Here is a 21120-nt window from a genome sequence, read left to right as displayed (position 1 = left end):
CGTCAACGACTATACTTTTTTAACCTCACAAGAGGTATAACTTCACAGGAGGAGCCAAGACAATGACAACACTACAATCTCCCCAAAAAGCTTTGAATGCGACCAATTACGAGGGTGTCTTCATCGGGTGGTATCAGCCTTGGATGGCCACCAGCGACTCGACAGTCAAGCTACAGCATATTTGGTTTGATGCACTTAATGATGCCATGCGTCACGAAATCGAGTTTTTGTCGACTATCACTGCCTCATACAGCAAGCTAACAAGCTGTATGCTAGGTCTTGAAGGAGTCCAGACACCATTTTCAATAATGTCTTGTTACCATGATATGGCTAGTGACATGACTGAAGGTACATTGAAGCGCATGCAAAAGGTGGCAGAGCTTAGCGAAGATTTGAAAGAACGCCTGTGGTGCGAAATTTGATGCTTCTGGCGTTACCCCAGCTTCAGCAGCAGGATGTTTACATTCGACGCTTCTTCCAGAACTTACGCTTTGGTCATGGGCAGCAGGTTAGGAAGCATTATGATTTCCTCCCATGGCATGGGCCTAGCGAATAGGTAGCCTTGCAGCAGATCGCAATGACGGCGGATCAGATCTTGCTGCTGCTCTCGCTCTTCAATACCCTCGGCAACTACCTCTAAGTCCATGTGATGCGCCATGGTAATGATTCCCTGCACAATAGCGGCATTGCTACGACTGGTAGTGATATCTTTGATGAACGCCCGGTCCAGTTTGACTTTATGAATGGGCAGGTCGCGTAGATAGCTAAGGCTTGAGAAACCAGTACCAAAGTCATCAAGCGCTACCTTGATGCCTATTACTTTGAGCCGTTTGATCAGTTCGATGGCCTGCTCGGCCCCATCCAGCAGCACACTCTCAGTAACCTCAAATTCCAGTAGCTCTGGCGGTAGGCCTGTATCGGCTAATACCTGATGGACATCTTCCAAGAAGCCGTCGCGCCTAAACTGCAAGGATGAAATATTGATAGCGATGGGCACCACACGCTCACCTGCAGCGTGCATGGCGGCGGCATCTTGGCAGGCGCGACGAAGCACCCAACGCCCGAGCGGAATGATTTGCCCCGTTTGTTCAGCGAGCGGGATGAACACCATCGGCGAAATCATGCCCCTCTCAGGATGATGCCAACGAATCAAGGCCTCCAGGCCACGAATTCGGCCATTCACAGCTTCCACAATGGGCTGGTAATACAACTCGAACTGATCATGACCCAATGCTGTATGCAGGTCGTGTCGCAACAATACCGATTTTTCGGTGTGTCGCTGTATGTCACCCTGGTACCAATGCCACGTGTTACGGCCCTGCTGCTTAGCTTCAGTCATCGCCAGGTCGGCACGCTGCATCAGCTCATGGGGGTGTTCTACTGTATCGCGGTTGCAAGCAATGCCAATGTGATGTGCAAGGGCTTATCCGTGACCAGCACGGGAGTAGACAGCGTCTCCAGCACCCGCTCGGCAAATGCTTTACCAGCCTGGATACTATCGACACTCGGAAGAAGTAGTGCAAACTCATCGCCAGTCAGCCGAGCCACCGTATCCCCTGGAGCAACCAGTTGCTCCAGGCGCTCAGCCACCGCGACCAACAGCAAGTTACCAATATGATGCCCCAGCCCATCATTGACCGCTTTGAAGCCGTCCAAATCGAGATGCATGACCACTAACAGGCCTTGCGCCTGCTCGACACGTTCGAAGGCTTCCCCCAGGAATTTATCCAGTGCGGTATGGTTATGTAGGCCGGTCAGCAGATCATGTGTCGCCTGATAGGCGATCTGCGCCTCCTGCTCGCGATACTGAGTGATGTCTTGCTGGATGCCGATGTAATGGGTACAAACGTCTTGGTTGTCGAACACCGGACTAAGAGACAGACGATTCCAGAAAGCCATACCTCTTACTTAGCTAGCTACAGATAAGTGATTCATAAAAATATACTAATTTTTAGAGCGACCACGACACACTGGGTTTAGTAGCAGTAGACTTTAGGCTTATAAGTCACCGTTCCGATTTTTATAGCTAGATGCTTGGCTGGCCGACAGCGTATTCGCCACGAAGCCCACCCATTAAGCGGGATGTATGTACAGGTGATATCGTTGTCGGTGGCCACCCTGACGTGCCCTACTTTCTGGTCATTGTAGAAAATCATCCAGGCGTCAAAACGCTTGGTTCCAGTAGCACGTTTAGGCGCTTTTTCGTGACCAATAGAACATGCCTGATGTCTTGTTCAATATAATGGCTGATAACTGCTTATCACTCGGCCTGTTCGCTAGGCCGTAACATACATGCAGTGGCAAAAGGTGCTCTTCCCTCGGATGACAAAAGCGTGCATATGGAGCACTACCCCAGTGAGCCAAGCGACGGTTGCGCTCTGTTTCATCAATGTCTTGGCTGGAGCACGTAGTCACTAGCCAGTCTTCAAATGCCTTATTTTTTGCTTGGCTCTCTTGCGTAATAGGGCTAAAAAATTCCCGCATGTTATGAAATGAAAAACCTGAGCCGATCACCAAGAGGTTCTCACGCTCCAAAGATTTGAGCGCGCGGCCGATGGCAAGGTGAGTATCAGCGTCAAGGTTATTAACCAACGAAAGCTGTACACAGGGAATATCGGCCTCCGGGTACATGATTTTGAGCAGGACAAACACGCCATGGTCAAAGCCCCGTTGAGTATCTTGCTGGGCTGGAATACCGGCGTTTTCAAGCGCCCGCTTCACCTGTTGCGCCAGCTTAGGTTCACCCTGACAGGGGTATTGAATTTGATAAGCTTCGGGTGGGAAGCCAGCGTAGTCATAAATCAGCTCTGGCGCGGTCCCGGAAGTGATCGTGGGCTCAGACGCTTCCCAGTGGGCGCTAATGACCAAAATAGCTGACGGCTTGCTGATCACATTGGCTATCCCTTTTAGCGACTCGACCATCTCTTGGTGATCCGGGTCGCCCAATAGCGGCAGAGGCCCGCCGCCGTGGGAGAGGAATAAAATATCTGGTGCGGTGTTCATCATTATTTCCTCGTAGTGATAGTCGTTCGCCGGACAGGTAAGCGCATTTATCTAAGGAAGCTCTGAAAAAGTCACTGCCATCAGCGATAATACGGCTATCGTCAACTGCATAGGATTCAGTGCTGCCATGGATCAAATCACCTTCTCAGAAGCCGAGTACCAGAACAAGAAGCGAAAGACCCGCCGCGAACTCTTTCTGGAGCGGATGGACAAGCTGATCCCCTGGACGCAGTTGGAGAAGAAGGTAGCCCGTTATTACCCCAAGGGCGAGAGCGGGCGGCCTCCGTATCAACTGTCTGCCATGCTCCGCGTCCATTGCATGCAATTGTTTTACAACCTGAGCGATCCGGCCATGGAAGACGCCCTCTACGAGATCGAGTCCATGCGCCAATTCGCCGGTTTGAAACTGGACCGATTGCCGGACGAAACCACGATTCTCAAGTTTCGCCATTTTCTGGAACGCCACGGCCTTGGCAAGGTGCTGTTCCAGGAAGTGAACAACCACCTGGAGAAAAATGGCCTGATGCTGCGCGAAGGGAGCATTGTCGATGCCACTATCATTTCTGCGCCTAGTTCCACCAAAAACAAAAAAGGCGAGCGCGATCCGCAAATGCACCAAACTAAAAAAGGTAGCTCTTGGCACTTTGGCATGAAAATGCACATAGGTGTCGACGATAAGCTTGGGTTGATTCACAGCATTGAGACCACGGCTGCCAATGTCCATGACATTGTGCCTGCCGATAAGCTCCTTCACGGTGAAGAGCAACGCGTCTTCGGTGATGCCGGTTACCTTGGTATTCAAAAACGAGACGAGCACAAGCACCGCAACGATGTCTCTTGGTATATTGCCAAACGGCCTGGCACCCGCAAGCAGCTAGATGCCAGGCGACAGAAAGTCGAAAAAATCAAAGCCAGTATCCGTGCCAAGGTGGAGCACCCCTTTCGGTACATCAAACAAGTTTTTGGTTATGGCAAGGCTCGCTATCGTGGACTGGCCAAAAACACTCAGCGCCTGCACTTGCTGGCGGCGTTCAGCAACCTGCTGATCAGTGAGAAATACCTATGGGAATAGGGCGATTGCGCCCGTTTTCCGCTCAATGAGCGGGAAACGGGCAAAAATACACAAAGAACGGGAGAAGAATGTCTGAATTTTCGATTTTTTCTCGGCTCAAGTGAGCGGTGATGAATATCGGCAGTTATTCAGACCTTCCCTAACAATCCACGTATCATTGTCTATTTTGTGGTCGTTGCCAAAGCGGGTAGCTTTATCGTAGCGGCTTGTACCCGATGTTGAAGTTGTGGGCATAGCGAGGGTTTCTACTAATCCACTCCCAACGCCTTCACGACTGCGTCGATTGGCTCTGCATAGAAGCTGGTCTGAAACTTGGTAAATAGCTCTCCCGGGATGGTGGGAATATCGATGGCGCTGCTCATCGGCAGGGTGACTCGCTTGCCGCCGGCATCGAAGGCGACCTGCAGGCACTCAGCGAGGTTTTGAACGGGTTTTAAACTTCCGCCCAGGCTCATATCGCCTAGCACCACCATTTGGCTTTGCGTCGGCTTGCTGACAAGGCCTGATGAAAACGCCACCAAACTGGCTAACGACAAATCGCGCAGGACACCGCTATTTTGCAGATCTACCACATGGAGGTGGAAATCATGCTCCATGACCTTACGGGCACCGCTGATACGGCTGGCGTTGGCCTTGAAGTAATCAAATGCCATTTTGACCTGCTCTTTGGCTCCGGTGGAATTCCACAACCCCGACATCGCCAGCTTGCCGCTGCCTGCGGTTACCTGCATTTCGATGCGGTAAACACCTGGCATACCCTTGTCGCTTAGGCCAATAGTATGTACTACGCCCGGCTTACCTTGGCCTTCTGGAATCAGACCACCGCCGCCCTGTTCTTTCACCGACACAAAGTGCTCTTCCAGGGTCTCCTTGTCGATGTAGCTGAAATGGACATCGTAAAACTCCATGCCACCAATTTTTTTCAGCTGCTCTTTCACCCGGCGTCGCACTTGCATGGCGTATTCCAGGCACTCCCTCACCTCTACTTTCGCATACTCACCATGCGGGAACATCAGTTTGAGCAGGCCAGAAACCGTTTTTCGAACCGCAATCACATCACGCTGATTGAGGTTGTCACCCAGGGAGAAATAGCGATCAATCGCATCGGCGAAACTGCGCTTGCGCATTTCGCGAAAAAATTCAGCCAGATAATCGACGATAAACCCATAGCGCTGAGTAAAGAACGATGGCCGCATCTTGGGGATTTCCCAGCCGGGAATGTAGGCATGAAAGCGATCAAAGAATGCTGCATCAATCATCGCATCAGGAAATGGCGTCAACAGATGGCTGGTTTTCACCATCGACTCAACGCTCTGATTGATGTTGCCTATAAACACCATCGAGGCCGATGCCTCCATCTGCTCACGCCCACGGGCGAATGAACCAGACGCCATATAATCCTTCATGATCTGCACCCCGTCATTATCCTTGAACGAGATACCCGCTACTTCATCGAACGCCACCAAGTCCCACATGCCGACTAAACCAATGCGCCGTGAGCTCATGTTGTAGAACAAATTAGCTACCGTTGTCTGCCCGCCGGAGACCAGAATACTGTTGGGGGAGCACTCCTTATAGATATGGCTTTTGCCGGTGCCGCGTGGCCCTAGCTCACAAACGTTATAGTTGTTTTCAACAAACGGGATCATCCTGGCCAGCAAATGCCACTGCACGCTCTCGTCTAGCTCAACGGGTTCCATGCCAATCGAGCGGATCAGTACTTCACGCCATTGTGAATCGGTGAACCCACGCCGCCCTTCAAATAGCTCGTCCATATTCATGTGCGGCATTTGAATCGGCTTGAGCAGGCTGACGCCGAATGGTGATGTTGTCTGCCCCTCTTCATGGAAGTAGCTTAGCGTTGCAATTACCCAAATACCGCCCACTAGCAGCTTTTCGTTCTCTTTGACGATGCCTGCGGCGATCTCAGCATCTTTGATGCCTAAGTTGCTAAAAGCTGCTTCATAGCGGTCTTTCTTCTCGTTCAGTCGCACCGTTACACGATCAATGACCTTGAAGCTGCCCCGCTCCCGAACGATGGACTTCACCTTCTCCGCTTCATCAGGCCGAACGTAGTTATTGGTCAAAATCGCTTTGACGTTTTCCAGGCCTTTCGCAATTACCTCCGCATCATCAGACGCGCAGTACATACCCAGCAGGTACTCCAGCACGTACACCGGCACGTTGGCGCCCTCTTTCACTCGCTGGGTAAGGTCTTTGCGCACCACGCGGCCAGCAAAGTGAGTGTTGAGTAGCGTGTCGAGATCATATTGCGATTCGTTGTCCATAAGAAAAATTCCATTATTTTGTCAGTACACGCTACTATCCAACAGAGTTGGCCCACACTCGTCCATTGGACATCTTGTTCAAGTAACTTAGCCCATTAGCTCGCTGTGACGAACCAAAAGGAAAATAAGATAGTATGTAGAAAGCAAACTCCGGCGTTACCCAGTAGCTTTCAGCATTCCAGTCATAGTTTGAGAGAACATCATCTCGACCTAAATCTCTATACACTTGTGCAGCCAAAAGCATATAGTTCACAAAGTCAGAGGGAGTGCTTTCTTCTTGTGATGTAGCCTCTTTCCAAAGTTCAAGCGTATTGATCGATTTTTTCTGCACAGGATGATCAGGCATATTTGCAAATTTTTGATTCAGCTTCTCTCTTTCAACTTCTTGCCCTCTAAGTAAGCCTTTATTAAAGACTTGGTGCCTAATATCTTCGCTCTCATTACTCTGTACACCTAACGTATATGCTTGCGTCACAATATTTTCTTCAATTTTATTTACCACTAAATTGAAGAACTTAATTGATATCCATGAAGCATATACGACTGACAACCACTGCGAAAAAAACAGTCCTGGTCTACTACCAAACTTTCTTTCAAGATGCTTAGCTTCTGCCTCATATTCAGGGAAATGTATCAAAAACTCTTCTGGCCCTTTAGCTCTTTCACCAGATGAAGATTTGTGCAAGGCGTGTGCGTTATAAAAGCCGTTATCATTACAACTGACTTGCACCCCATTAATATTGACGCCCATGTTATCTTTAGCTAACTGCATACATACCCTTGTTTCAAAAGAAATCATCCGTAAACGCCAAGTCAATCACTACCCGGTAGCGCTCTCGCTCGGTGCCTAAGTCTTTATCGCGTAGCACCAGGAAATAGTCATTTTTACGGTCAAACGATGTACCCGAGAGCGAAAGGCGTACCGACTTCATGCGCTCGTTCATTTTGTCGCTGGCGCTATCGAAGGTGATTACCTCTTCACTGGAGACCACGTTACTGCCTTCATAAATCGCGACTGAAAGGGTGACAGGCCGCAAGCGTTCACTCACCGCTTCGGTTTGCAGCAGGTCGAAGCGCTGAATGTTATTGACCATCTTCAACGATGCCTTCGGTGAGATTACTTCGACCTTGCGGGTACTGCGTTTCTCGGCTTTTTCGCCACGCAGCTGCTGTATCGTGAGCACCGGCACAACGATTTCTTGGGGCATGATGCCACCATGCACAAAGCGCGCCCCGCCGACAAAGTGAAAACGGTGTGCGCCTTTGGGTATCCAGAACTGGGTGTCGCAGGCGGTGCCTGCCGTATCGCGGGTATGGCCGTGCCACACGCTGGGGTTGTCGGGCAGCGACTCGCCCAGCACATAGCGCTTTTTGCTTTTGAAGGCCGACGTTGGCTTGTCTGACAGCGCCGTGCGGTCGGTAGCATCCAGCGCACTGCGCTGGAACAGAAAACCGTGGTCGGCGGTGACCAGCACCGTGCTGGTGTTCAGGTGCATGAGAATTTTACGGGTCAGCTGATCCAGCTCATCAATGGCATCCTCCACCGCTGCGAACGTCTCGCTTTCAGTGTTAGCGGCATCCCCACGGGCATCCACCACGTTGTGGTAAACGTACATCAGCTGCACGCCTTTGATCTTTTCGCGCCCCTCTTCACGGCTCCAGCCTTTTACGTCCTCGGCGGTGACGGCTAACGCCTCCCCGCCTAGCGCGGCTTTAAGTAACTTGCTGCGGTTCGCCGTGCCTTGGGTGGATTGGCCATTCACCAGCACCGTATCGCTGCCCGGCTGATAGCTGAGCTCTCGGTGCGGTAACAGCGAGGCCATCCCCAGCGTGGTGTAGCTAGGCACCACACCTAACTGGCTTTTTAACGTCGCTTCACTGTAGCGCTTAGCATTAATGCGCTCACGCAGCTCTTCCGCCGCCTCATAGCGGAAAGCATCACTAATCACCACCACCACACGCTTTTGGCGGCTAGCGGCTAGCTGGGGCTGCACCCAGTCACGGTAGAAATGCTGCTGGCTGGGGATATTGGGTAGCTTCCAGTGGGTGAGCCGCTGCTCGGCTTCTACCCGCTCGCTCCAGTTACGGGTGAGCTGGCCCAGGAACCACTCGTCATAACAGCGCTCAACGGCGGCATCCAGGTTTTTTAGCAGCTCAACGCCAGTGGCATCAGACGCCACGGCATAATGGCGATAGGCGGTATCAAAACGGTAGAGGTCTGTTTGGTACGCGTGATAAAGCGCTTCAACGCTCTCGTAATGAAAGCCTTTGGCATGCTGATGACGCAGGCTAAACAGCGCAATCGCCGCGGTAAGCGCGGCGTACAGCTGACGATAGCGCTCGCGGCGGGCATCGTTTTTATGCCGAGATGCCCAGTAGCCGTCCAGGCGCGCCACAATGATGCTGTCGAACAGCTTCAGGTCGCGGGCATCCGCCGAGGGAATCGCCTGGCAGAGATCGACAATGATCTGCTTCTCCACGACCTCAAACGTCGCCACATGGCTTAGCTGCTCTAGCGGCACACCCTGCAGCTTGTCATCAATGCGCTGGGCATCCGCCACCCAACCGGAGATCACATCGAACGCGGGGTAAAAGCGCGAGCTATCCCGCCAGCGAGTGAGCAGCGCCCGCGAAGATGCACGCGCATTAACAGAGGGAATGGCCACCTGACGCGCCCAGTCAGGAATATCAGAAATGCTCTCGCAGTAGCCGGTAATCAATAACCGCAGCATTAGCTGGCCGAAGTTAAGCGGCGCTTCGCCGCTAAGCTCTGCTTGACTGGCGGGGTAACCCACTTCGGCTTGCAGGGCGTGCACCAGCGCAGGCACCAAGGCGTACTTTTCCGCTTCAATCAACGCCGCTGGGTTCGTCTCTAACCCCAGCTCATTGGCCACCGCTTCTTCAGCCAGATGAAACAGCAGCGTGGCAACATCGAGGGACGTTGCCCCGACCACCACGGCCAGCATCGCCAAATCCAGCTCATCTTCACTGAGGGAAGGCGTAACCAAACGCTTCAGGGCCTCAATACGTTTGCGGCTGGCTAAAAACGCCTGCCGCTGCGCCAAGTGCTCGCGCAGCACATGGCGTGTTAGGCCCAGCTCGTTGAAAATCATCGAAACGCGGTCGGCGTAGAAGCGGCCAGAGTACAGCTTGATATCCAACAGCCAGTCATCTTCTGGGGCTGGCTCGGCGTAGGGAAAGTAGAGCAACGTGGGCATTTCCGGCTCCTCCAGCTCCAGGCGTAGCTTCACGCCCAGGGTGGACTCCCCCGCCATATTGATCACCTGAACGCCTTCCAGCCCAAGCTCGCTAAGCGAATCCGCAAAGTGGCCAGGGGCGTCGTACCAGAAAACAATCCGATGTTGGTCGGTGAAGAAGGCGTGTTGTAAGCCCTGCTGGAGTTGGTCGAGCTGCATCTAGCCTCCTTGCCCAATAAACATAAAACTTGCTGCCAATCACACTGCCATTTCATGGATAGCGACGTGTGCTTAGACTCTAAAACCTAGACTCTAAAATGTTATCACGTTCAGGTCAGTAAAGACGGCAGCGCTGCCTAGCCACTCACTGCGCTGCCCCCAAGATAGATCAGTCATTTTTTATCAGGTTCAGCATATTGGCAGGCGCGATAAAAACGTCTTTTTTACCGACTTTGTATTTTTTCAGCAGATGGTACTCATCTGATAGCGCTAATAAGTCGGTTCGCGCGGTCTGGTAAGCAATCCCATGAGAATTCTGGTGAGATTTGATGGTGTACTCCATCCCGGGGTTATCCAGCGCATTTTTTAAAAGCCCCAGTTGGCGATGATTGAGCAAGCCATTGAGCTTTGATTTCTTGAGGATTTTTTCAGCCTCTCTGTACTCACCGGCTTTATCAGTAAGATAGCCATGTAGATCAGCAATCGATTTTTTAATGACTTCAAGCTGATGAATAATGAAATATGTAACGTCATTGCCATCCGTTTCTGTATGCAGATAAGCCGCCATGTATTGTGCGGGTGCCTGCTTCAACACCCGTGAGATGGAGATATACTCCATCAGCCAATACCCTTCCTTGGCCATAATCCAATAGAAAAGCGCGCGCGCGGTTCTGCCGTTTCCATCAACAAAGGGGTGGTCATACCCAATCATGAAGTGGACAACGATGGCCTTGATAACAGGCGGTATAAAGCTAGCCTCGCTCTCATTTTCCGCATTAACAAAGTCACATAGCTGCTGAATACGGCCATCAAGCTCTTTATAGGATGGCGGCGTATGTAACAACTTGTCATCAAGTGAGTACACCCTTATATCTTCATCCCGCCCTCGAAAAACACCCGCTTTATCAGCGTCTTCTATAGGTAACGTATCTTCAGTCACAATCTTATGCAATTCGCATATCATTGACTTCGTGAGCGTTTCATCCTTGTACTCACGAATAAAACGCATGGCATTATAGTTGTTAAGAATCATTTTTTCAGAATGATCTTTGGGTGTTCTTCCCGAACGTAGCATGTCCTTGGCCACCTGGCGGGTGGTTGAAGCCCCTTCCAGTTGGCTGGAATTAATAGCTTCTTCAATCAGCGAGTTGATCAGGTAGGTTTGCTTTGTTTGCGGATCTGAGATCCGGCTGTCCGCTTTGATAGCGCCCGTTGCGTTCTCACTGATCCAGAGAATGTCACGCATCACGGTATCCGGTATGCAAAACCGAAAGGGTGCCCCCTGCTTATCTTTAAAAGGCAGATCCCTGGAAATTTTCTCCCGCGCGTTGCGCATGGCCAGCCAGTAAAGTTCAGCGTCATAGCCTTCCGGCATGGCCAAGTGCCTAAGCTTGTCCCAGTGTAGGTAACGGCCTTTACTGTCCGTCGGCCCAACAGCCTGACCAAAGAGCAACGCCATTTTAGCGACATCACCACTTTTGAGCAGCTCAAGCAGCCTTTCCTGAGGTGGTGGAGAGACAGGCACCTTCATCACATTGCTCCAACTACTAATTTATTTAATATTAGTATATGAGCGACGACCAGGATTTTCTACTAATCATATAAAAATTAGTAGCAATGGAACAGTACATTGACCCTGGAACTAGCACAATAGCGCTCGCCACGGCTGCTCGCCTATCCACATAGCGGCGGGAGAACGGCTTGCTTCGCTTCAGGGTTGGCGTTCAATTTCCAGCGCTGACTCATCCCCGCAGTGAATAAAAAAGCGCCCTTTGGCAATACGCGAGGATGAAAGCTTAAACCAGCCCCGGCCAGATTTCTCATCGCCCTCATCATTACCCGACCAGCTGAAATCGATACGTTTTCCACCCTCTGATACGCGGTAATCAATCTGGCCTTCAACGGCACCGAAGACAAAAAATCCAAGGCCATTGTCATCGAACCGGAAGTGCCCCGGCTCGATCAAATCGACAAAGTCCTGATCCCACATTTCCATCCAGGTGATACGCCAGCGGCCGATGGGGTTAGTCATAGTGGCTCCTTAACGTCAGCGCATTATTGATTGATTTCATCCACGATGATGTCGTGTTCGATAGCATCCTCAATCGCAGAATCAAGTCGCTCAAGCAAATCCTCAAAGGACTCGCCAGGCCGCCTAGCTAACATCGCAAGACAATTAGATTCATCACAGGCAGAGGCACCACATCGAACCGGCCCTATTCGACCGACGGTGATTTCACCCTCGTTATCAATAAGCTCTTTGATATTGTTTAGTTTCATTAACAAGGCCCCAATTTATTTATTAAGCCCAAGCTTGTCCAAAATAGGTCGAAGGTCTTCCGCTTGGGGAAGTGTTCGAATGATCGAAAATTGCCGTTCCTCTGCGTTCTTTTGGCCCAACAGTTGATTCAACGCTGGATTCACTACTGTTTTATAGAACTCCTTCCCATGCACATGCAGCGTCAGCTTTTCGTCATCCGATTTCTCTGCCACCACATTCAACCGATTCAAATAACGATCCCAAATATCATTCGGATTCAGAAACTGGTGCCACTCATGGAGAATTCGTTTTATCTCAGCGTCATCTTCAGCAATATCAACCGCCAACAGCTTTTCCTTAAAGCCAAGCGAGCGAAGCCCCTCCCACAGAGGGTTCACAACAGACCAAAGCACACCATGCCTAACCCACCGATCCAGATCCTCCAGAATCTTATCCTGCAACGCCTGGTGCCCACCGGGAATCTTTGCCTTTTGTTTAGGGGGTAGCGCCTCCCAAAGCTCAGAAGGAACAATGAGGTAGTTTTCAAGGCAGTATCTAGGCAATACAGCTAGGTTTTGCAGCTCGGCTTCAAGCTGTAAGATTTTTTCGTCGGCCCATTCATCTCGGTCTACTATCCCGAACCATGCTGGCTCTCGGCGAACCATTTCAAGTACGGCGGACTTCTTTCCTGCCTCCGCTAACACCCAGCCAGAACTAAAGCTTGGCGCGAGCTTTGTCAGCATCAACTCGAATGCGTCAACGTCATCACTGCCTTCAACAACCAAAACCCGTCGCTCACTATTACCGACCTTCTGCTCCTTGATCTCACGGATCTTCTTATTGATTCCTTTCATCCCTAACCCCGGCCGGTTTTGAGTTCAACGCGAATGCCTGAGGTTTCGTAGCGCCGCCAGATATCCACAGAGTGAGAGGTGATGATGAGTTGGGCCTCAAGCTCTTGTGCCGTTCTTTCCAATACATCCAGCAACGGATCAACCAATGAGGGATGCAGGTACAAGTCCGGCTCATCAATCAACACAACACCACCGGGCTGCAGCCAGCGCAACATCAGGAAAAGCAGAATCAACACTTGGTGCTCACCGGCACTGAGCTCATCAATACCATGATGCACACCCCGTTCGCCCTTAATCCGCACTCTTAAACGGCCCTCGCCGGGTTTAATATCGGGGTCTATTTCCTTGCCTACCAAAAACTGGTTAAGGCCACGAATCACTTCATGGTACTTGTGCAGTTGGGTGGTTTTTAGGTTGATCAGTGAGGCCTCAAGCTGGCCTTTCCAGTCATCTGTTACCACATACTTGGTCAACCACCGCTGAGTCATAACATCGGGTAATGGCTCAGCAATATTTCGCTTGGGCGTCACCCAACGCCGTTCCTCCGCATCCAGATACATCATGTTAGGAGCTGCAATCTTTTCCGATGACAGAATCAGTTTTTTGCGCTTTTGCGACCACTCATCAACCCAGGGCTCTTTAGGTAGGTACAGCGACCTTTTCGGCTGCCCAGGCTTCCCGGATCGCTCGACCGCCTCACCCACCCAGAATATATCCGGCATTTGAGCCTTTAATTGCTCACACCACGACATGGAACCGAATATCAGGCCTACCTTGACCTCTGGTTTGCCTGTTACATCTTCCATACCATCCAATATGAGCGCTATGCCACCCCAACGCTGAAGCCACTGCTTCGCCTCATGCTTTTGCGGCAATGCCTTACGCTGATCAAGCCAATACCCAAGCGCGACCCAAAGCATTGCACACCCACGTATTAGCGTAGATTTGCCGCAACCGTTCGGCCCAGTGAGCAAAACCTTGGTCTCAATTTCTTCAGTCCAGTCGTTTTCAAATGAAATTGCGCCATCGGCCAGTGGCCCAACTTGGTTAGTGAAAACTCTGCCAATTCTCATAACTAGCGCTCCAATGTTGTACCTGTCACAGTTTTCACTTCCGCTAACAGGTCTTAAATTCTCCATGATTCAACTTCATGCCGAGGGACGATTGCCCCGCCATTATGATTACCTGAAAGCCGCCAAGCGCAAGCTCACTCAGCGGTTCGGCAAAGTGGCCGAGGGCGTCATACCAGAAGACAATCCGATCGTGGTCGGTGAAGAAGGCGTGTTTTGAGCCTTGCAGGAGTTGATTTAGGTTCATACTTGGTCACCACCTGAAGCGAGTCGATTTTTCTTGTCGCAAATTCTATGAAAAAACAACAACGTTTCAACTAATGACATTAATGTTTCAGCTGCCAGCTCACTTGCAAAACTATCAAACTCTTCATCTTTATAAGCATGATGAGCAAAATAATTCCTAGCACACACAAATTTCAATATTGACTTAAAAAAAAGACAATCTCTTTTCGACCATTTTTTAAAGCCAATAGAGTCTATTTCCGAAAAAATGTCTTCTGGTCGAGAATCAAGTCTTGTGCTTTTTGATTTAGATTTTACTGTTTTTAGAATTTCCCCGTCTTCTTCTCCAATATAGTCTCCTATACGGAATAAAATTTTTGATAAATTACCATCAGCATCATAGTCATTTAAACCCTTAAAACTTACTCTCAGCATCTCTCTGATAACTATTTCAGTCCTAACCGAAGCAACAATAAGGCAATCTACGATTCTTGAGTGAGAAAAATCAACTTCCCCATCCCACTTCATTTTTTCATGTAAGTCGTATAGAGATCTTACCCAAGGATAAAAGCCTTGTATTTTAGAAAAACTTTCAAAAATTTTTGAATTACACCCATAACCCAAAGGCTTAACTCTCTTGCAATATAAATCAAGATTCTTCTCAAAGAAAATTTTAAATTTATAGTCTTCAAAGTAGACAACTTCATGCAACTGTGCCCATTCACAAGAGTGACGGCCATAAGAAAATTGTTCGAACAAACTATATTTATCAACTCCAAAAACACACAGCTGTTCAAAAACGAGATATGTGTCTTTCCTCAAGACCTCAAGGCCTTTAGCAACAACTGTACAGCCTATATTGTCAACCAAATTACTCCACTCTTTATACAAGCAAAGCAATTTTTTAAGATCATTAATCAAAACTCCTTGATCAACTTCTCTATACTTTCCAAGTTCTGAAATAATATCTTCGTACGTAGCATTGATATTAGAAAACTGCTCTACGGCAATAGCCGTTCTATACCACGAAACTCTTTCTAACGAATCGCCATATCGCTCACAGAACTCTTCGACGCTAGATTTTATTATCTCCTTTGCTCTCTTCACACCCTCTTGTTGAGATAGGTGTAATTCAATATTATTAATTTTATGGATAGAACTAGCTAGTGCCATCCCCTGCCAATAAGAAAAATAAAACTCTCCAGCTTTATAGTGCCTACCATTTGGATGCTGAAAAGAGATATACTTCAGAGGCAAGTTTGCTCTATACCTTTCCACAAAATCGCTTTTCAATTCGTCATAAGGATGAATAATATCTTCAATATTATCAATGCTCGACAACACAGCCTCGTAGCTATATAGCCCAGCTATCTCCTCATATTCTTCGTCAGAATTTTGCCTTGGACAGCATGGAAAATTAAGCCAGCTTTCAAAGTAATAGCAAGGCAAATTAACTACAAGATTTGGCGTCATGCAACCACTAGAAACCAAATCTACCAAGGTAATGTTATAAGGCAGCTTCTTAATACCCAATTTATCAGCAAGAAAACGGCCAAAACGCCCCTCGCAAAACTTGTTCACGTTAGCTACTGGAAGGCTTATGCCTAGATACCGACTGTAAACCTCATCTGTGCTATAACGAATGCGCCTCTGCAAAGAAGGATGGCTCTCTGTTGAACTATTCATTTACTTACCCACCACTTGCTTCACTTCCGCCAACAAATCCCCAAACTTGCCATAGTTCACCTTCACGCCGTCATCCAGATCCAGCGAGATACGCTGGTCGGCATAGTGGCGTAGCTTCTCATCGAAGGTGTTGAGTTCGGCTTGCTGCTTGTAGAGCTTGCTCAGCTCTTTTTCGATACTCTTGGCTTCGGCGGCGGAGGTACTGACGTCTTTGTCTTGCTCTAGCTTTTCCACGTAGCTGGCGAGCCTGGTGGTGAGCGGGATGACGTAGTCGGTGCGCATCTCGGCCAGAGTGCTTTCGTTGTAGCGGTGCAGGTAGACCAGGCACTCGAAGGCTTTCTGCTTGCCGGAGGAAAACAGCCAGTAGATGGGGCGTTTTTTGTAGGTGCGCAGGTGGTCTTTGAAGAACTGGGTGCTCAGATAACGACGAATAGTTTCCAGTGCAGCTTCGCCCTTCTTGGGCTTGATGGCGTGCAGGCAAAGGCTTTCGGCGACGAAGTCGAGGTTTTCTTGCAAATGTTCCTCACCCCATACAGTACGCACGAAATCGCGGAAGCGGTTGGTGGCGTCGTCGGGGAACCACTCCTGATCGGTGAGCGGGATGATGGCGTTATCATCTGGGACAAAACTTGGCTCGGGGATCTGGGCGAGGTAATCGCAGATGGTTTGGCCATGGCTAGCGAGAATCAGGCCGGGCTTATCCAGCGAGTAGCGGCCCACCATGCTGCCGATGGCGTAGGAAACCAGTTCTTCCAAAGTATCACACTGGAGCATCGTCTCTAATTCTTCTTTACCCTTGTTGCCACTATAGCGATAGTGCGGGTTATAAGTTAGAGTGATTTCTTCCATAGGGACGTCAGGTGTCAACTCATCCTGCAGTCCGTAGGCGTCGATAAATATCCGGTTATTTTCTTCCTCCAGCTGCTGCATTTTTCGCATCCTTTCGCATCCATGAGTGCGGAATTTCTGGTAGGCAGCTTGCAAAGATGGTTGTCTATAGACAGCACTGCACAATGGAAAAATGGTGAAATTCCATGAAATCTCTTGAAAATCCCAATCTTTTTGGAACATTGATATAGCTTCATCACTAAGAAGATTTACTGCCCTTGTATCTTTAGGCCTTTTATAGGGGAGCTCAGCAACATCTCCTGGAACAAAGTTCAAAGTTGGGTTTAGTGCCTTTAGGCAGACAGAAGAAACCTTAGAATTCATAAATGCTAAGATGCTTCTTATGTCTTCCTCATTAGGAAAGCAAGCATTTCCTGCTTGATCAAATAGTTCTCCACCGAAAGAAATGCGAGCTGAGAAATTAGATGAAGTAACCGTGCCCCAGCTTATATTTGGCTTAAATATGAAATCAAGATTAAAGTTAGAAGCTATACCTCTGCTTCCACTTTTATGCTTCGCATTCCTGATCATCTGGCCATCGTTTTCCCAATGCACGACATCTAAAGCATTGCCATACCACTTTCTATATCCACCTCCTTTGATATAAGGGAACCACTTTTTCTTTGTTACTCTAGCTTCATCTCTACTAACAAAGCCTAGCCCAAAATTACTAAAATCAACCTCATACCAACGCCGCGAGAAACGTTCATTATCTCCTGTCACCATCCCTTTTCTAGTTTCGCCAACATTTTTTAGTAATGGATACGTACTAAAGACATCAAGTAAATGCTCGTCTGTCCAATACGCCACCGGACTCCCCGGAATCTTCTTAAAATCATCCGGTTTGGCCTCATAGAACCAACCACAGTCACGGTTCTGAATGGCTTCCAGAGTTTTCGGCCCTTGGTTTACAGCGCCTCGAAAATCCGATAGGCGGATATAGCTGCCTGTGTAGCTGGCGATATGACCTTTGCTTAACGTAAAAGTACAAATCGGCACTGTTGCACCATCAAAGCCTGAATACTCCAGCTGAATAAGGCTGGTGATGACATCTTCTTCAATCAAGCGCTTGCGCAGCTGCTCGTAGCTGGAAATGAACATCCACACGAAAGGCGTCATAAAGCCAAGCTGGCCGTGATCTTTGGCAAAGTCTAAATTGCGGACGATAAAGGCGGAAAACAAATCCTTTTCGTAGCCTTTGTAGGCATCTTTCAGGTATTTCTTCACCGCTGGCGTTTGGTACTTGCTGCCCATGTAGGGCGGATTCGCCACTACCGCATCGTAGCGCTGCGCCAGTACCCAAGCTTGCTGCACCATCGACACTAACCGCTGGGCGGCGGCCTTTTGCATAATATCGCCGCTATTGCTTAGCTCGGACAGTTCTTCCAGGAGTGTCTTAAGCGGGACTTCGAGTTCATTAGCCACTTCAATCAGCGAACCGAAAGTCTTGGCATCCTGAAAGCGCTCGATTAAGTCGACAATCAGCTTATAAGTGACATCGTTGCTGGAAAGATCTTGCTGTTCGCTGTCAAACAGGCCTTGAGATTGGCCTTGGTGCCAATCGCCTGTGAGGTTGAGATCCCGCCATAGGGTGTTGGCGTCAAGGTGCTGACTGCTCTGCATAGCCAGCACGTTTAGGCGCACGTTGCGGGTGAGAATGCGGCGGTCGTCTTCTCGGGCTTTCATCAACAGCGCAAAGCCCGCCAGCTGGGCGGCACGGTCGTCGATATCTAGGCCGAACAGGTTGTTTTCCAGAATCAGCTTGGGGATGTCGCGGGTACGGTAGCCACGCTCTTCGTAGATCGCCTTCAGCACGTTGTAGGCTTCCACCAGAATATGGCCGGAGCCACAGGCGGGGTCGAGCACTTTGATGGTTTCAGGGTCGAGGCTGGCCGGGGTGATGGCATCGAGCTGGGCCTGCACCTCTGGCTCTTGCTCGGCGGGCTCGATGTAGTACGGCATCTGGCCTTTGAGTGGCGAGCCTGGGTAAGTTTGCAGCCACTGGCGGCCTACCGAGTTCTGCACCAGGTATTGCACGATCCAGTTGGGGGTGAATAGCTGGGTGGCGGCGGGGATGTCTTCGCTTTTCACCACCTTGCCGATCACCTGGTCTTTTTTCTCGCTGATGTAGAACTGGTAGAGCCAGCCAATCACTTCTACATCTTGCCAGTCTTCCTCGGGAATCGCCTCGACCAGCTCGCGGATGAGTGAGTCGGTTTTGGTCAGGTTGTTGGGCAGCAGCAGCTCGCTGGCGTCGTCCAGCGGCTCGAACAGGAACGGCATGGCCTCATGCAGGGCGTGGCACTGGGCCAGCAGCAGCTCGCGGTAGAGGGTTTCATCCTGGGTGCCGTCGAGCTTAAGTTCGCGCACGCGGGCGGTGTCTAGCCCTGGTAAATCTACCTCTAAGCATTCCTCCAGAATCTGGAATTGCCCGGCTTCGCCCCCTGCCACACTCAGCACGCGGCGGCCGTGGTCTAGGTAGCCGTGAATCTCCATATAGCGAATGGCGCACAGGCGGTTGAACCAGCTATAGGCGGCCTGCTCTATCGCTTGGGTAAACCCATCGCGCTGCACCCACGCGGCCAGCGCTTCCCGTGCGCCTTTCAGGTGGGCGGGCACGGTGTGGGTTTGGCCATCCTGGGCGGTCATCACCAACACATCGCCCTTTAGCTCCAGGGGGGCAATCACCACACCGCCTTTGCCATCCGGGCTAATGCCCACCCGGGCCGCTTGGCGCATCATGGTGTCGATAAAGCGGGCGCGGGCTTTGGGGGCGTATTTTTTGATGTTGGCGGTGTTCATGGTGAATCCTTGAGAGTGTCTTGCAAAAAGCGCTGGCCTTTAGGGGTTAGGCGGTACTGCTGAAGGCGGCTGTTGGGCTTCTCGGGCAGCGTCATTTCGATTAATTCATCCTGAAGCGCAGGCGTTAGGTAGTGTTGGCGAAAATGAGCACGATGCTTGAGCTGCAAGTGTTGACGTAGCTCGCCTGATGATAGCGGGCCATCGCTTAATATTTGCAGCAGCGGGAGCAGTGGTTCTATATTCTCAGACTGGGTCACTGACTGGGTCACTGACTGGGTCACTGATGTTGGATTTTCTATAGGAACCGGCGCTGCCAGCCGGATACTCAACCGCACGCGGTTGGCAATTTCTTCAATATGCGGCTCTGGCAGCCCTTGGGCGTGAGCTTCCTCGAAAATACGTTTCACACCGCTGCCCCACTGTTCAATTAGCCCAAGCTCACGAAATACGCGGGCAATCACTGGGTTGCGAATCATCGAAACGCCGCGTTTCATGTCTTCTATGGTCATGCCGGGCATCAATAGCCCTGGGCTTTCAATCTCGATACGGTCGTCATAAAACGCAATGCGTATGGGGCTACCGCGTTGGGAGTAGTCGCTGTGTACCAAGGCGTTAATAATCGCTTCACGCAGGATGGTCAGCGGGATACTCCACACATCGCGGCGACGCATGGCGCCAAACTCTGCCTGCTTGAAAGCATGTTTTTTGAGAAACAGCTCGATGTCATCAACCGCTTGGGGTAACGGCGCGTGAATATCTGCCTGATCGAAAATCTCAACCTTATCGGTGCCGCGAAAACGCCCGCACTGAATCCAGGCGTCTTCAAAGTGCCATTGGCGCTCGCGGCCAAACAGCAAAATTCCGCCAACGCTGGGTACTAGGCGACCTTGATACGGCACCAGTAGCCGTAGTGTTCGTAACTTGTTGTCATCAAACGGTTGTTCGCTGCTGAAGGCTTGCTGTATGGCGTTTTGGTCAAGGTCGTCACGGCTCAGCTCGGGCATGGGCTGAACATCAAACGTAGTGCCGCTCGCTTGGCGCTGCATTTCCTGAATGAGTGCCAACCCCGCCTGCCGATTACTGGACCCGAGCCGCACCAGCACACCTTTTTCTTCGCCTAGCGCCTTGAAAAAGTGTGGGCGCGCGCTACTCAAGAACACCTCAATACACACCAGGGTATGTTCACCCACGCTAACCAATTCAATATTGGGTAATAGCCGGGGGTGAATGGCATCCGCGATCATGCTGGTCAGGCGCTCTTCCATATCCAGCGGGTCATCCACACCTAGCACGGTGCCGTCGTCATCAACGCCAATGATCAGTTGGCCACCTGCGGTGTTGGCAAAAGCGACCAGGGTTTTCATCAGCGGCTTGGGCGATGACAGATCACGCTTGAACTCAAGCTGCTTGCCTTCTGGCTCACTGAGCCGCTGTTCAATGGTTGTGGCAGTCATGAGTGGCCTGTTGATTTTTTATATTGCTTTCCGTCTCACTGTCCCGCGTCCTGGAACACGCGACGGTAGCTTATTGTGGGCATTACTGCGCCAAGTGATGAT

16 protein-coding genes and 1 pseudogene are annotated in these 21120 nt (G+C 50.3%); 3 read left to right on the top strand and 14 right to left on the bottom strand.

Annotation, left to right across the window (positions count from 1 at the left end; genetic code table 11):
• Positions 1-62: 62 nt before the first annotated feature.
• On the top strand, positions 63-422 hold the full coding sequence (locus CXF87_RS15430; RefSeq protein ID WP_101147221.1) for a hypothetical protein: 360 nt from the start codon (positions 63-65) through the stop codon (positions 420-422).
• Positions 423-484: 62 nt separating this feature from the next.
• Here the strand turns inward: CXF87_RS15430 and CXF87_RS22165 are convergent, their stop codons facing one another.
• The 3 genes and pseudogenes from CXF87_RS22165 to CXF87_RS15420 form a co-directional block, all read right to left on the bottom strand.
• Positions 485-1360 carry a putative bifunctional diguanylate cyclase/phosphodiesterase gene (locus CXF87_RS22165; protein ID WP_232774941.1) on the bottom strand — a complete coding sequence of 292 codons (876 nt, stop codon included), beginning with the start codon at positions 1358-1360 and terminating at the stop codon, positions 485-487.
• Positions 1361-1369: 9 nt separating this feature from the next.
• Positions 1370-1899 (bottom strand): annotated as a pseudogene (locus tag CXF87_RS22160) (diguanylate cyclase domain-containing protein); the annotation flags it as partial.
• Between the two features lie 291 nt (positions 1900-2190).
• Positions 2191-3006, bottom strand: a complete 816-nt coding sequence (locus CXF87_RS15420) for a DODA-type extradiol aromatic ring-opening family dioxygenase (RefSeq protein ID WP_232774938.1) — start codon at positions 3004-3006, stop codon at positions 2191-2193.
• A gap of 124 nt (positions 3007-3130) precedes the next feature.
• Here CXF87_RS15420 and CXF87_RS15415 point away from each other — a divergent pair, with 124 nt between their 5' ends.
• Positions 3131-4075, top strand: coding sequence for an IS5 family transposase (locus tag CXF87_RS15415; protein ID WP_101147219.1), 945 nt, complete (start codon positions 3131-3133; stop codon positions 4073-4075).
• Between the two features lie 248 nt (positions 4076-4323).
• Here the strand turns inward: CXF87_RS15415 and brxL are convergent, their stop codons facing one another.
• The 8 genes from brxL to CXF87_RS15375 form a co-directional block, all read right to left on the bottom strand.
• The gene (gene brxL, locus CXF87_RS15410) at positions 4324-6363 is read right to left on the bottom strand and encodes a protease Lon-related BREX system protein BrxL (protein ID WP_101147218.1); all 2040 of its coding nucleotides are present in this window, start codon (positions 6361-6363) and stop codon (positions 4324-4326) included.
• A gap of 34 nt (positions 6364-6397) precedes the next feature.
• Complete coding sequence (locus CXF87_RS15405; protein ID WP_157826559.1) at positions 6398-7162, bottom strand: hypothetical protein; 765 nt, start codon at positions 7160-7162, stop codon at positions 6398-6400.
• On the bottom strand, positions 7149-9779 hold the full coding sequence (gene pglZ, locus CXF87_RS15400) for a BREX-1 system phosphatase PglZ type A (protein ID WP_101147216.1): 2631 nt from the start codon (positions 9777-9779) through the stop codon (positions 7149-7151). The genes CXF87_RS15405 and pglZ overlap by 14 nt, the downstream gene beginning before the upstream one ends.
• Positions 9780-9948: 169 nt before the next feature.
• Positions 9949-11310 (bottom strand): Fic family protein, encoded by a 1362-nt coding sequence (locus CXF87_RS15395; RefSeq protein ID WP_101147215.1) that lies wholly within the window; start codon positions 11308-11310, stop codon positions 9949-9951.
• A gap of 180 nt (positions 11311-11490) precedes the next feature.
• On the bottom strand, positions 11491-11811 hold the full coding sequence (locus CXF87_RS15390; RefSeq protein ID WP_198556116.1) for a hypothetical protein: 321 nt from the start codon (positions 11809-11811) through the stop codon (positions 11491-11493).
• Positions 11812-11834: 23 nt separating this feature from the next.
• Positions 11835-12059: a hypothetical protein gene (locus CXF87_RS15385; protein ID WP_101147214.1), complete on the bottom strand. Its 225-nt coding sequence runs from the start codon at positions 12057-12059 to the stop codon at positions 11835-11837.
• A 15-nt stretch (positions 12060-12074) separates the two neighbouring features.
• Positions 12075-12893 carry a DUF4435 domain-containing protein gene (locus CXF87_RS15380; RefSeq protein ID WP_101147213.1) on the bottom strand — a complete coding sequence of 273 codons (819 nt, stop codon included), beginning with the start codon at positions 12891-12893 and terminating at the stop codon, positions 12075-12077.
• 2 nt (positions 12894-12895) lie between these two features.
• Positions 12896-13966: an ATP-binding protein gene (locus CXF87_RS15375; protein WP_101147212.1), complete on the bottom strand. Its 1071-nt coding sequence runs from the start codon at positions 13964-13966 to the stop codon at positions 12896-12898.
• A gap of 64 nt (positions 13967-14030) precedes the next feature.
• On the opposite strand from CXF87_RS15375, the gene CXF87_RS21680 reads away from it, so the two are divergent.
• Positions 14031-14183: a hypothetical protein gene (locus tag CXF87_RS21680; RefSeq protein ID WP_157826558.1), complete on the top strand. Its 153-nt coding sequence runs from the start codon at positions 14031-14033 to the stop codon at positions 14181-14183.
• Between the two features lie 23 nt (positions 14184-14206).
• On the opposite strand, the gene CXF87_RS15365 is transcribed toward CXF87_RS21680, so the two are convergent.
• Genes CXF87_RS15365 through CXF87_RS15355 form a run of 3 tightly spaced genes read right to left on the bottom strand, consistent with a single transcriptional unit; the run spans position 14207 to position 21018 of the window.
• Positions 14207-15874: a hypothetical protein gene (locus tag CXF87_RS15365; protein WP_101147210.1), complete on the bottom strand. Its 1668-nt coding sequence runs from the start codon at positions 15872-15874 to the stop codon at positions 14207-14209.
• A complete protein-coding gene (pglX, locus tag CXF87_RS15360; RefSeq protein ID WP_101147209.1) occupies positions 15875-19564 on the bottom strand; it encodes a BREX-1 system adenine-specific DNA-methyltransferase PglX in 3690 nt (1229 codons plus the stop codon).
• Positions 19561-21018 carry an AlbA family DNA-binding domain-containing protein gene (locus tag CXF87_RS15355; RefSeq protein WP_101147208.1) on the bottom strand — a complete coding sequence of 486 codons (1458 nt, stop codon included), beginning with the start codon at positions 21016-21018 and terminating at the stop codon, positions 19561-19563. The genes pglX and CXF87_RS15355 overlap by 4 nt, the downstream gene beginning before the upstream one ends.
• Positions 21019-21120: the final 102 nt, after the last annotated feature.

The sequence above is a fragment of the Halomonas sp. MES3-P3E genome (assembly GCF_002836035.1).
GTDB classification, from domain to species: domain Bacteria; phylum Pseudomonadota; class Gammaproteobacteria; order Pseudomonadales; family Halomonadaceae; genus Vreelandella; species Vreelandella arctica.
Note: the sequence above shows the minus strand (reverse complement) of the source record. Positions and strands in the feature narration are given on the sequence as shown.

What these genes read in the sequence shown, in the direction of transcription:
- CXF87_RS15430 (WP_101147221.1), top strand. Translation starts at nt 63, where the DNA reads ATGACAACACTACAATCTCCCCAAAAAGCTTTGAATGCGACCAATTAC.
- CXF87_RS22165 (WP_232774941.1), bottom strand. Translation starts at nt 1,360, where the DNA reads ATGCAGCGTGCCGACCTGGCGATGACTGAAGCTAAGCAGCAGGGCCGT.
- CXF87_RS15420 (WP_232774938.1), bottom strand. Translation starts at nt 3,006, where the DNA reads ATGATGAACACCGCACCAGATATTTTATTCCTCTCCCACGGCGGCGGG.
- CXF87_RS15415 (WP_101147219.1), top strand. Translation starts at nt 3,131, where the DNA reads ATGGATCAAATCACCTTCTCAGAAGCCGAGTACCAGAACAAGAAGCGA.
- brxL (WP_101147218.1), bottom strand. Translation starts at nt 6,363, where the DNA reads ATGGACAACGAATCGCAATATGATCTCGACACGCTACTCAACACTCAC.
- CXF87_RS15405 (WP_157826559.1), bottom strand. Translation starts at nt 7,162, where the DNA reads ATGATTTCTTTTGAAACAAGGGTATGTATGCAGTTAGCTAAAGATAAC.
- pglZ (WP_101147216.1), bottom strand. Translation starts at nt 9,779, where the DNA reads ATGCAGCTCGACCAACTCCAGCAGGGCTTACAACACGCCTTCTTCACC.
- CXF87_RS15395 (WP_101147215.1), bottom strand. Translation starts at nt 11,310, where the DNA reads ATGAAGGTGCCTGTCTCTCCACCACCTCAGGAAAGGCTGCTTGAGCTG.
- CXF87_RS15390 (WP_198556116.1), bottom strand. Translation starts at nt 11,811, where the DNA reads ATGACTAACCCCATCGGCCGCTGGCGTATCACCTGGATGGAAATGTGG.
- CXF87_RS15385 (WP_101147214.1), bottom strand. Translation starts at nt 12,059, where the DNA reads ATGAAACTAAACAATATCAAAGAGCTTATTGATAACGAGGGTGAAATC.
- CXF87_RS15380 (WP_101147213.1), bottom strand. Translation starts at nt 12,893, where the DNA reads ATGAAAGGAATCAATAAGAAGATCCGTGAGATCAAGGAGCAGAAGGTC.
- CXF87_RS15375 (WP_101147212.1), bottom strand. Translation starts at nt 13,966, where the DNA reads ATGAGAATTGGCAGAGTTTTCACTAACCAAGTTGGGCCACTGGCCGAT.
- CXF87_RS21680 (WP_157826558.1), top strand. Translation starts at nt 14,031, where the DNA reads ATGATTCAACTTCATGCCGAGGGACGATTGCCCCGCCATTATGATTAC.
- CXF87_RS15365 (WP_101147210.1), bottom strand. Translation starts at nt 15,874, where the DNA reads ATGAATAGTTCAACAGAGAGCCATCCTTCTTTGCAGAGGCGCATTCGT.
- pglX (WP_101147209.1), bottom strand. Translation starts at nt 19,564, where the DNA reads ATGAACACCGCCAACATCAAAAAATACGCCCCCAAAGCCCGCGCCCGC.
- CXF87_RS15355 (WP_101147208.1), bottom strand. Translation starts at nt 21,018, where the DNA reads ATGACTGCCACAACCATTGAACAGCGGCTCAGTGAGCCAGAAGGCAAG.